This is a genomic window from Psychromonas sp. KJ10-2 (assembly GCF_047323255.1).
Classification (GTDB): Bacteria; Pseudomonadota; Gammaproteobacteria; order Enterobacterales; family Psychromonadaceae; genus Psychromonas.
In genome coordinates this window covers 1,601,056-1,612,912 of sequence record NZ_CP178827.1, presented here as the reverse complement: position 1 = coordinate 1,612,912, position 11,857 = coordinate 1,601,056, and the positions used below count along the sequence as shown (strand labels likewise).

11 protein-coding genes and 1 pseudogene are annotated in these 11,857 nt (G+C 37.5%); 7 read left to right on the top strand and 5 right to left on the bottom strand.

The annotated features are described in order from the left end of the window. The first annotated feature begins 23 nt into the window (after positions 1–23). Complete coding sequence (locus ACLKL2_RS07765) at positions 24–728, top strand: 3-deoxy-D-manno-octulosonic acid kinase (protein ID WP_413693975.1); 705 nt, start codon at positions 24–26, stop codon at positions 726–728. Here the strand turns inward: ACLKL2_RS07765 and waaA are convergent. Continuing rightward, a complete protein-coding gene (gene waaA / locus ACLKL2_RS07760; protein WP_413693974.1) occupies positions 709–1,995 on the bottom strand; it encodes a lipid IV(A) 3-deoxy-D-manno-octulosonic acid transferase in 1,287 nt (428 codons plus the stop codon). The genes ACLKL2_RS07765 and waaA overlap by 20 nt on opposite strands. Positions 1,996–2,078: 83 nt before the next feature. Between waaA and ACLKL2_RS07755 the strand changes: the two genes are divergently transcribed. Then, entirely contained in the window at positions 2,079–3,119 is a 1,041-nt protein-coding gene (locus tag ACLKL2_RS07755) for a CDP-glycerol glycerophosphotransferase family protein (protein WP_413693973.1), read from the top strand. Positions 3,120–3,381: 262 nt separating this feature from the next. Continuing rightward, the gene (locus ACLKL2_RS07750; RefSeq protein ID WP_413693972.1) at positions 3,382–4,476 is read left to right on the top strand and encodes a glycosyltransferase; all 1,095 of its coding nucleotides are present in this window, start codon (positions 3,382–3,384) and stop codon (positions 4,474–4,476) included. A gap of 135 nt (positions 4,477–4,611) precedes the next feature. Here the strand turns inward: ACLKL2_RS07750 and ACLKL2_RS07745 are convergent, their stop codons facing one another. Next, positions 4,612–5,454, bottom strand: a complete 843-nt coding sequence (locus tag ACLKL2_RS07745) for a glycosyltransferase family 2 protein (protein ID WP_413693971.1) — start codon at positions 5,452–5,454, stop codon at positions 4,612–4,614. Positions 5,455–5,848: 394 nt separating this feature from the next. Between ACLKL2_RS07745 and glpE the strand changes: the two genes are divergently transcribed. The 3 genes from glpE to tkt all read left to right on the top strand — a co-directional run bounded on the left by glpE (position 5,849) and on the right by tkt (position 8,781). Continuing rightward, positions 5,849–6,160 (top strand): thiosulfate sulfurtransferase GlpE, encoded by a 312-nt coding sequence (gene glpE / locus ACLKL2_RS07740; protein WP_113819922.1) that lies wholly within the window; start codon positions 5,849–5,851, stop codon positions 6,158–6,160. Positions 6,161–6,210: 50 nt separating this feature from the next. Beyond that, positions 6,211–6,561 (top strand): DUF6572 domain-containing protein, encoded by a 351-nt coding sequence (locus ACLKL2_RS07735; RefSeq protein WP_333382964.1) that lies wholly within the window; start codon positions 6,211–6,213, stop codon positions 6,559–6,561. A 231-nt stretch (positions 6,562–6,792) separates the two neighbouring features. Then, entirely contained in the window at positions 6,793–8,781 is a 1,989-nt protein-coding gene (gene tkt / locus ACLKL2_RS07730; protein ID WP_413693970.1) for a transketolase, read from the top strand. An 80-nt stretch (positions 8,782–8,861) separates the two neighbouring features. On the opposite strand, the gene ACLKL2_RS07725 is transcribed toward tkt, so the two are convergent. From ACLKL2_RS07725 to tal, 3 genes and pseudogenes are all read right to left on the bottom strand, one after another. After that, positions 8,862–9,131, bottom strand: coding sequence for a capsular polysaccharide synthesis protein (locus ACLKL2_RS07725; RefSeq protein ID WP_413694285.1), 270 nt, complete (start codon positions 9,129–9,131; stop codon positions 8,862–8,864). 89 nt (positions 9,132–9,220) lie between these two features. Beyond that, a pseudogene (locus tag ACLKL2_RS07720) lies at positions 9,221–9,702 on the bottom strand (capsular polysaccharide synthesis protein). 518 nt (positions 9,703–10,220) lie between these two features. Then, a complete protein-coding gene (tal, locus tag ACLKL2_RS07715) occupies positions 10,221–11,180 on the bottom strand; it encodes a transaldolase (RefSeq protein WP_413693969.1) in 960 nt (319 codons plus the stop codon). Positions 11,181–11,439: 259 nt separating this feature from the next. Between tal and rbsD the strand changes: the two genes are divergently transcribed. Beyond that, a complete protein-coding gene (rbsD, locus tag ACLKL2_RS07710; protein WP_113817820.1) occupies positions 11,440–11,847 on the top strand; it encodes a D-ribose pyranase in 408 nt (135 codons plus the stop codon). The last annotated feature ends 10 nt before the right edge of the window (positions 11,848–11,857 follow it).

The window sequence follows — 11,857 nt, the reverse complement described above, 5'->3', positions numbered from 1 at the left end:
CTTTAAAGTAAATGGAATAAGTCATGTTGAAAACGATTGAGCAAAATAACCTGTATATAGTGTTTGATGATAGCTTAATTAGCGATGATATTGAACGTTGTTTTGATGCTCAATACTGGCAACACAAAGATAAAGTCACTGGCTCAGCAACAGGGCGTGGCACAACATGGTTTGTTCAGTTAAAGACAATACAAGCAGCGCTTCGTCATTATCGACGCGGCGGTTTGTTTGGCAAGATTATTTCAGACCATTATTTTTTTACTGGTTGGCAAGATACACGTTCGGTTGCAGAGTTTCATTTACTTAAAACTTTAAAAGACCTTGATGTAAATGTACCCACACCGATCGCTGCTAGAGTGGTTAAAAAAGGCATGACTTATCAAGCTGACTTACTGTCTGAAAAAATCCCAAATGCACAAGATCTGGTGAGTATTTTACAGCAACGTCAACTCAATGACGTTGAGTACCAAGCTATTGCATTGCAAATCAAAAAAATGCATCAAGCACAGGTTAATCACACAGACTTGAACATCCATAATATTTTATTAGATACACAAGGTAATGCTTGGATTATCGATTTTGATAAGTGCTATGAAGAAAGTGGCGAAGAATGGAAAGAAGGGAACTTGAAACGCTTATTACGATCTTTCAACAAAGAAGTTAATAAGCGCCAAATTAAGTGGGGTATTAAAGACTGGGAATGCTTAATTAAAGCTTATCATCAATAATATTTTGTATTGCTTTACTGGTTATATTGAGTGCCCCTTGATTGTTTTCTACAAAATCGAGGGCTAGCTGTCCTTGCTGCTCTTGCATCTGCTTATTCTCAAACAACTCCTTTACAGTATGAGCAATCTCTTCTGCGTCTTGGCAAATAGTGCAGGCGCCTAGCGCTGTTAACTGTTCGGTGATCTCTTTAAAATTAAAGTAACTAGGGCCATTCAAAATAGGCTTTTTGAGGGCCGCTGCTTCCAGTAAATTATGACCGCCGACTTTATCGCCAATTAAGCTTCCAGCGATAAAGCATATATCCGCTGCGCCTAACAACGTCATCATTTCCCCCATTGAGTCACCTAAGTAGACTTGAGTATGTGTTGTAACGGGCTGCTCGCTACTGCGTGAAATGACTGACAACCCACTATGAGTAATTAACTTTTCCACTGAACGGAAGCGTTCTGGGTGACGTGGCACAATAATCAATAACGCCTCTGGGGTGTTGGTTAACACTTGCTGGTGGGCTGCGATAATCTGTTCATCTTCACCTTTATGTGTACTTGCAGCAATCCATATAGGTCGCGTATTTCCTAGGGTTGACCTTAAATTCCGTGCTGCATCTAATTGTGCGTGAGTCGCTTTAATGTCGAATTTAATTGAGCCTGTTAATTGTATCTGTTGCTTTGAAAGACCAAGGTTAATAAAACGTTGTGCATCTTGTTGAGTTTGCGCCAGCACAAAGTTTATATTGCTTAGTAACAGGTTAAATATGAAAGGAAACTTTTTGTAACGTACAGCCGATCTTTCTGATAATCGAGCATTAATAACGGTCACAGGGATATTCATTTTTTGACAGTAATATAATGTATTAGGCCAAAGCTCAGTTTCCATGATAAATAATGCTTTCGGCTGCATACGGTTGATAAAGCTTTTAATAGCAAAAGGGAAGTCTAAAGGCATGTAACGGTGCTCAATTAAATCACCTAACTTTTTGGCTTCATCGGCACCGGTGCTGGTGGTTGTAGTCAGAATTATATTAAGAGAAGAAGTTTGTTGCTTAAGTGCTTTAATCAAAGGAGTAATAGCGACGACTTCACCAACAGAGACTGCATGAACCCAAATAGGGTTGTTAAATGGCTTTTGAATAGCTGGCGTTATGCCAAAATGCTCTTTCCAGCGTTGCCCAAATTTAGGCTTATTGGGTTTAGATTTATATAGACCAATTAAAAAAACTGGGGCCACCAATATTAATAAAAGTCGGTAAGTTAAACGTATAAGCATATGATCAATTATTCACTGTTTGCCAAAAAGATGTAGTGTACACTACTATTCTTTGTTTTTAGTTCAAAATGTAGGGTAAATCAATGCATGCATCACCATCAAATATAGAAAGAAAACCCTTAAAATTTCTTTTTTATGTAGAGCAAAACTACTCCTTCGATATTCTTCGTCCGATACAAAAAGAAGCGCTTCGACGAGGTTATCAAGTTAAGTGGTTAGTGGTTGGAGCAGAAGTTTCTGAACAGTACTTACAAGCTGGCGAAGAGAAAGTTTCCATCGAGCAAGCCATTAGTTATCAACCTAATGCAGTGTTTGCACCTGGAGATAGGATCCCTCGTTTTATTCCTGGTATTAAAGTCCAAGTATTCCATGGTCTCAATGAAAGTAAGCGTGGCAATGTATATCCTGAAAGAGGGTTGTTTGACCTTTACTGTACAGAAGGGCCTGAACGGACTGGGACATTAAAAAGTCTCAATAAACCTTACTTTAAGGTTGTTGAAACAGGGTGGGTGAAGCTCGATACTTTGTTTCAATATAAAAAAAATCAGAGTTTTGATAAGCCGCAGGTGTTGTTTGCTTCTACGTTTTCACCTTCTTTATCTTGTGCCGAATTCATTTATGAAGAAATTAAACGATTAAGTCAAAATGGAAAATGGCAATGGTTAGTCACTTTACATCCAAAAATGCCAGCTTCAACCGTTGAAAAATACAAGGCTTTAGAAAGTGAACATTTACTCTTTCTTGAAAACAATAGGGTGATTGAGGGACTCCATAGAGCTGACCTAATGATTTGCGATAATTCTTCAATTTTTCAGGAGTTTTTACTGTTAAATAAACCTGTGGTAACCGTTAATAATAGAGCGCCGTTGGATTGTTTTATTGATATAACAGAAAGCGAGGCGCTACAAGGAGCTATTATTCAAGCTTTATCCCCTTCAGCTGAACTTTTGGAAAGTATTAAAAACTATGGCCCGTCAGTAACTCCTTATTTAGATGGTAAGTCATCACAGAGAGTTGTGAAGGCAGTAGAAGAGATGATAGATAGTCATTGGGTAGACAAAAAGCCGATCAATTTAATAAGAAACTTTAAAATTAGAAAGAATTTAAGCTATTGGAAGTATTAGAACGCTAGTTAAGTCAAATCTTTAGGGGATTTATCTCATTTAATTGGCTTTATAAGGTAAGATACCATTAAAATTAGATAGATATTGTTTATGTTTTTGATAACTAATTATAATTAGCTAAATAGTAAGTAGTTACTTCTTAATTTTAACTAGTAGATTAACATTATTTAGCAATTTTTATATTCGTACTCTTTATTGCTCCTTAATTAAGCCAAAGAGGCTGTTTTCATCTCAATTAATTATTTTTGGATTTATAATTTACATGATCAATGTTTTAGCAGTGACACATCACTCTCGTGAAAATATTAACCCTATTCGCCCTGAGGCTTCTCAAATTATTGGGTTGCATAAAACGGGTAAAGTGAAAGTGGTTGCTTTATGTAATCCTAACTCACCACTTATTGCTTTATTTGAGTCGCATGGCATAGAAGTGTTCACTGATAAGCTGAATAAGAAGTTTTCATTAACAACGATAAAAACCATAAGACAATTGATAAAAGACCGTGATATTAACATTTTGCATTTATTCAACAATATTGCTTGTTGTAATGGTGCAATGGCAGCTATCGGTACGAATGTCAAAGCAATTGCTTACAGAGGGCAGACGGGTAACATGAGTCGATTAGATCCTGCCAGTTATTTAACATTACTCCATCCTCGTTTAGATAAGATTATTTGTGTTGCTAAAGCGGTTGAGTTAGAGCTTAAAACGCACTTAGGTCGACATAAAGATAAAGCGGTGACCGTTTATAAAGGTCATGATAGTAGCTGGTATCAAAATCCAAAGGCTGATCTGTCTGGATTAAAACTACCTGAAGACAGTTTTATTATTTCTCTAGTTGCTAATTTAAGACCGCGTAAAGGCTTACCTGTTTTAATGGAAGCGTTATCTTTATTGCCTAAGGATACAAATCTGGATGTTTTATTAGTCGGGGCGGATCCTTCATCAGAAAAAATACAGGCGTTAATTGAGTCAAGTGGGCGTGTTGGTCGAGTACATGCGCTAGGTTATCGAACTGATGCGCCAGAAGTTGCTGCAGCTTCTGATTTAACGGTATTACCAACAACCAAACGAGAAGGCTTATGTCGTGCTGTATTAGAAGCTAACTCCTATGGAGTCCCAGCCATTGTATCTGATACAGGTGGTAATGCCGAGTTAGTGAAAGATGGCCATTCAGGCATTGTTGTTCCGCCATCTAAACCGCAAGAGTTAGCTGATGCCATTATGAAGTTATATAATGATAGAGCGTTATGTGCACTTTACGGTAAAAATGCCAAAGAAAGAGCAGTGAATAAATTTAATGTTGAGCAAGGTGTTGATGACACCTTGGCTATTTATCGTGACTTATTGGCATAATTGCTATCCTTAGTTAGACTATTGCTAGTACCTAGGTCAAATAACAGGACTACTTTACTGGCCAAAATTATTAAGCAAATTGGCGAGGTTGCCCTTTCCAATTTGCTTTACTCAGTTATAACTAAGAAGTGAGGGTTACTTATCAAAGTTTACCTTTGAGTATTTAGGTTTACTGAAGGCGCTGCATCGAATAAAGCGTTGAGCCCACTTTTTATCGCTATTGCCAAAATCATGTGCACCTTGGCGAGCATAATCATATAATACTCGTTCAATATAAATGCTGCGTTCACCAGCCATTTCTAGCATCGGTAATGTGAATGTTTTATCATCACATCTTCTTACGTATGCATGACAGCAAGTGACAATATCCTCATACTTTACTTTTTTAAAGTTTAGCCAAGTCTTAATTTTCCCTCTTAGTAGAGCGCGTCGTATTGTTTTATTGTATTCGGCTTTTGTTATGGTTAAATCACCTCTGTTAATTTTATTCCATAGCTTGTATTTAAAGGTTTTTAAATGAGAGGCTCGCCATTTAAAGTAACGGAATAAATTAAAACGTGCTACAAATTTAGGGTAACCTTTGCAATTTTTATCTTTAATTCCATTTGATTGGTATGAGCCATAAGTCATTAAACATTGCTGCTTTGTGTAGACTTCTTTTAGATAACTTAATACATCGGTGGAAGAAAGTTTGTCATCACCATCGACCAGTACTATCACATCTTCATCTTCTGGATTAGCGGCTTTTATACAAGTACAGATATTACCCATAGAAAACAGTTTATTTTGGTGTTTAATAAGGTGGAATCGTTTGTCATCTTTTATATTTTCTTCAATAACTTGGCAACTATTGTCGGTAGAAAGGTCATCTCCAAAATAAACCTCAAAATTTGTATAGTCTTGTTGCTTAAGTATCTCTATGTTGGCTTTTAGTTCATCAGCCATATTGTAGACTGCACTTATTATTATAAATTTCATTAAAGAGGTACCTGTAAATTAAACTGTATTCGTATCCATGTTTGATATTGAAGTGCTAATATCAAAATATCGTCCATTATTGTATTTTTACTTAAGAACTCGAAAGTTTCAGTAATATTATAGTCAACATATTCTATGTTATTTATTAAACTTCGAAAATGATACCCTTTTGGGGTTAGTGTTTATTTTTATCCATTATGTAGCAATTCTTTGTCGTTGCCTTTATGTTATTGTTTATTATAGTTGATAGAGACTGTTTTGTAATAACAATGATATCTTTTTGTATTAGCCGTCACCTTGTAATAACATAAAAATCCTCGGTATATATTTTTATACGATAAAATAATTACCTACCTTTGCATTGATAAATGTTTAATTAATAAAGGAACAAAAAATGTCCACATTTAAGCTAATAGAAATAGCTGAAACCAAACAACGTTTAGAGAATGAAGAGGCTGTTCTTGTGGATACGCGTGATGCGCAGTCTTATGCTGCTGATCATGCAGAAGGTGCTTTTAATTTAAATAACGAAACACTGAAAGCGTTTTTTGAAAAAGTGCAGTTTGATACGCCTGTTTTTGTCGTTTGTTATCATGGGAATAGTAGTAAAGGTGTTGCTCAATATTTAGCTGACCAAGGTTATAAAGACACTTATAGCGTTGAAGGTGGAATGGCGATGTGGCGCGAATTATACCCTCTTACTTAAATGGAATTTATTCTTCCCCCTCGAATTGATAAAGAACGTTAGGAACAGCAATGAGCGTAGTTGAAACAGATAGCATTGATGCTATTGGTATGGAAAAAGAAGCGAAACGCGTATTTTTGAGTATTATCGACCCGTTAGTATGGGACCATGATGATGTGCATCTTTTTACCTTACAGGAAAAAATTAATACTTATTTGTATTTTATTGAGTCGGGTGAGTTACTAAAAGCATTACCCGATGCGAAAGGATTTGATATTGCGATAGAGTTAATTCTTAAGCATATGCCAACGGATCAAGCGATTACCTTTTTTGATAAAACCACACAAATCTTATTGGATCAGGGAATTATTTTTGTTTTTGGTCCAAACAAAAATACGGGCTACGCTGAACAACAAAGCTAGTTCATGGCGTTTTATTAAGGGTATTTAATATACCCTTAATTATTTTATTTCATATTATTGAGCTTCATTTTTGCATTTTCTATGCGATTCTCCAGTTAAACTTTATTTTCTCCAATTATGTGATCAATTTGTAAATTATTGTTTGCCCCCGTACCACGTATTTGTGATAATCCGCACCAGATATATCCGCACATATTCTTTATTAAATCTAAATGTAATCAGGAGAAACAGATGCCTTCTCGTCAAGAGTTAGCTAATGCCATTCGTGCCCTTAGTATGGATGCAGTTCAACAAGCCAATTCAGGTCACCCTGGCGCACCAATGGGGATGGCTGATATTGCACAAGTGCTATGGACTGACTTCCTAAAGCACAACCCAACTAACCCAGATTGGGCTGACCGCGACCGCTTTATTCTATCTAACGGTCATGGTTCAATGCTTATCTATTCTCTATTGCATTTAACAGGTTATGACCTTTCAATTGACGACCTTAAAAACTTCCGTCAACTGCACTCAAAAACACCGGGCCACCCTGAGTATGGTTACGCACCTGGTATCGAAACTACTACTGGCCCATTAGGCCAAGGTATTACCAATGCCGTGGGCATGGCGATTGCTGAAAAATCATTGGCAGCGCAATTCAATAAAGAAGGCCACGAGATTGTTGACCACAACACCTATGCTTTCTTAGGCGATGGTTGTTTAATGGAAGGTATCTCGCATGAAGCTTGTTCTTTAGCGGGCACATTAGGTTTAGGTAAACTAATTGCATTCTGGGATGACAACGGCATCTCAATCGATGGTGAAGTAGAAGGTTGGTTCACTGATGATACGCCTAAACGTTTTGAATCTTACGGTTGGCAAGTACTGTCAGTAGACGGCCACAATGCAGAAGCAATTAAAGCGGCGATTATTTCTGCTAAAGCAGAAACCACTAAACCAACGATTATCTGTTGTAAAACCATTATCGGTTTTGGCTCTCCGGCTAAGCAAGGTACACACGATTGTCACGGTGCACCATTAGGTCACGATGAAATCGCAGCAACACGCAAAGCGCTAGGTTGGGAGCACGGTCCATTTGAAATCCCTGCTGACGTTTATGCAGGTTGGGATAACAAAACACAAGGTCAAGCAGCAGAGCAATCTTGGGATGAGAAATTCGCAGCGTATGCAGCGGCTTACCCTGAATTAGCAGCAGAATACAAACGTCGTGTTAATAACGAACTACCTGCAGAATGGGAAGCAAAATCTTCAGCTTACATTGCTGACTTACAAGCAAACCAAGCAAATATTGCAACACGTAAAGCCTCACAAAACTGTATCGAAGCTTACGGCGCAATGTTACCAGAACTACTCGGTGGCTCAGCAGATTTAGCACCATCTAACCTCACTATGTGGTCTGGTACTAAAGCGATTACCGCTGATGATGCTTCAGGTAATTACTTGCACTACGGTGTTCGTGAGTTTGCAATGGCCGCTATCATTAACGGTATTGCGTTACATAAAGGCTTTGTCCCTTACGGCGCTACTTTCTTAATGTTCATGGAATATGCACGTAACGCACTGCGTATGTCTGCATTGATGAAGCAACGTGCGATTCAAGTATTTACGCATGACTCAATTGGTTTAGGCGAAGATGGTCCAACACACCAACCAGTAGAGCAAATTGCCAGCTTACGTTTAACACCAAACATGAACACATGGCGTCCATGTGACAGTGTTGAATCAGCTGTTGCTTGGAAGTTTGCCATTGAATCAGTGGATGCGCCAACTTCACTTATCTTTAGTCGTCAAAACTTGAAACCACAAGCGCGTGATGCACAGCAATTAGCTGACGTAGCGAAGGGCGGTTATGTGTTACTTGATTCTGAAACCCCTGCAGAGATTATCTTAATCGCAACAGGCTCAGAAGTAGAGTTAGCGATGCAAGCGGCAGCTGAATTAACAGCGCAAGGTAAAGCGGTACGTGTGGTATCAATTCCTTGTACTGAGCAATTTGAATTACAATCAGCGGAATACAAAGAATCAGTATTACCGTCTGCAGTGACTAAACGTGTTGCTATTGAAGCGGGCATTGCGGATTACTGGTGCAAGTACGTTGGTTTAAACGGCAAAGTTATTGGTATGACTACTTTTGGTGAGTCTGCACCAGCAGATCAACTGTTTGAAATGTTTGGTTTCACTGTTAAGAACGTTGTAGAAACAGCTAACGCTTTATAATCAATTTTTACGATTTATAAGCTTTAAAATGAGCCCCAATCATATACTTATGATTGGGGCTCATTCATTTTACCTTTCCCTTATTCACACTCTTCTAAAATATGATAAAGCAATGTATTCGGTGCATAGTTATCATGGTCATATTTCCAAGTTAGCTTATATATAGGAGTATCAGCCTCTTTAAGTGTTTGTTTGACCAATGCTGTGGGAGTCGAGAAAAATCCTGCTCTTTGAACTAAATGTGGCTCATCAGCGCTGATTTTTAAGGTCTTTTCCCAAACCTCTTTTGCTACGCTATCCTGTGCGACTAGCCTTTCAAATTTATAATGAAATGAAAAATAAGGGGTAATACCCAGTAATTTCGTTACTATTGGGTTGAACCAATATTTAGTTCGTTGCGTATTTTTATTGAGTATTTTTGATAATTTTCCTGTGATTTTTATTTGTTTTTCACTGGGGGATTAAAATCGTTTTCAATCCAATACTGCTTCATTAATGCATACAGTTTAGCTGGGATTGGTGCACCTTTTTGGGAGGTCATAAACCAACTGGATATCAGTCTATCTGGACCTGGGCGTTCATAAACAAAAAAACCAGACTGCGAGTAGGTATCTACCCATTCATCTAAAGGTTTATTACAAAAAGTGGTGCTGTCAGTCCAAACGCCACCGTATTGAGAGAGTAGCTTTAAACGTAATAGGTCTGATTGATGTGCTAGGGATAGCTTGTTTAATATTTTATCTGGGATATCTAATGTAACGTAGAGACTTATATTGTTTGCATCTAAAACAACGACTTCCCAGTTTGGATTTTTTTAATCCAAGAGTCGATACATTTTTTGACCAAGTAAGGTGCATCTTCAAGTCCTTGATACCAAAGTAACCACAGTTTTCTTGGTAGTTGCTCTTGTCCTTTATTCAAAGTGCTCTCCTGAAACTAGACTAATTGTTAATACTAATAAAAGTGATGTATATCACTTAAACCTGAAAGCTATCATACTAAATAATAGGTTTATATCACTCCCTCAAAAGGCTTATACCAATCACACTAAGCAACTGATTCATTTTACTTGTTAAAATAACTGACTCCTTTGTTGTAATTTTCGCAAATAGAACGACTATTTAAGAATTAACATTTTTTAGTAAATTCTCCGTCAGACTATTAACGAAGTTAATCGTCGAAAGGTTTAAACTACGCCTTGAACTACGCCATTTTTCCTGCGCAAAATTGAGATCACTTATTTAATGCAATTGGTATTATTATAAATAATCGTTTAGGTTAGTTTATACCTTCACGCTCAATTTACGCTTTGAATTGAACTGTTTTTAATACAATTGGTACCCATTTAACGAAATAGACAAAAAGGGGATATTAAAAAAGAGAGCTGAATAAATTAAGCTCTCTTTTTTAAGTGTTTGGAACAGAGGAGTTATAGCGATTTAGCTCGCTAGTAAAGTCGCTAGTTGTTCATCTAACTTTATTTGATCCAAAGTAAAGTTACGGATACCTTCTGCCAGTTTTTCTGTGGCCATCGCATCTTCATTCAGTGACCATCTAAATTCACTTTCTGTCAACGGTGTCACTTGTTGTTTAGGTATATTTTTGTCTTTTAGTTTTTGCTCGATAGGCGCTTCACTGCTCTGAAGTTCTGCCATCAAATCAGGGCTAATAGTCAGACGATCACAGCCGGCTAATGCTAAGACTTCTTCCACACTTCTGAAGCTAGCCCCCATCACCACAGTCTGGTAACCCTGTTGTTTGTAGTAATTATAGATATTAGTCACTGAAATAACGCCCGGATCTTGATCGGCTGGGTAGGATGTTTTGCCCGTTTGCTTCTTGTACCAATCTAAAATTCGCCCAACAAATGGTGAAATTAAGTAGACGTTCGCTTCAGCACAGGCTTGCGCCTGAGCAAAGCTAAATAGCAATGTTAAGTTGCAGTTTATCCCTTCTTTTTCTAACGTTTCCGCTGCTTTAATCCCTTCCCATGTTGCAGCTAACTTAATAAGAATTCGATCGTTTGTAATCCCAGCTTGATTATACAAAGTGATTAACTTACGTGCTTTAACAATCGAACTTTGTGTATCAAAAGAAAGACGAGAATCAACCTCTGTAGAGATACGACCTGGGATGGTTTTGAGTATTTCTAATCCCACCAATACCGATAACTTATCACTGGCATCAGTTACTTGTTGTTGTGCATCTTGTGATTGTTGTTTTGCCCACTCAGTCGCTTGCGTTAATAGGTTTTGATATTGAGGTAAAGACGCCGCTTTTAATAATAATGAAGGGTTCGTCGTTGCATCTTGCGGTTGGTATTTTGCAATAGCTTGTACATCGCCAGTGTCAGCAACAACGGTAGACATTTGTTTTAATTGTAATAATTGGTTGCTCATAAATAGTTCCATGATGGTTGTTTTGTTTTATTAGTAACAAGCCTGAACTGCTTAAGCAAGCAAGATTTTAGAGAATTATCGTGGTTTAACAGTTTTGAAACATTTTACGTGAACTTGCTCTCTTTTTATCAGTTTAGAGAGTGCAATTTTTTTATTAATGTTTAAATTTCACTGTATCGAAACGATTGCGCAATCGTTTTCCAAGTGTTTTTTATCAAGCTAATTAAAACATTAAATAAATGCGGAATAAGGTTGTTACATGAAAAAATCAGCACTGTTAAACGCTCAACTATCTCATTGTATTGCTTCATTAGGACATTTTGATGAAGTGACAATATGTGATGCAGGCTTACCCATTCCAAATCAAGTAGAGCGCATTGATTTAGCTCTCACACACGGAGTACCAAGCTTTCTAGATACAGTGGAAGTGGTGTTAAGTGAAATGCAGATCACTGGAATCATTTTGGCTGAAGAGATAAAAAATATCAGCCCTGTATTACACCAAGCACTACTTCAGTCTATTGAAAAGCAGCAGCAATCTGTAGACCTGACCTATCTTAGTCATGAAGAATTTAAAGCAAAAACGGTTAATAGCAAGGCAGTCGTTCGTACTGGTGAGTGCACACCTTTTGCGAATGTGATTTTTCAATCCGGTGTAGTTTTTTAATTTGTTGATG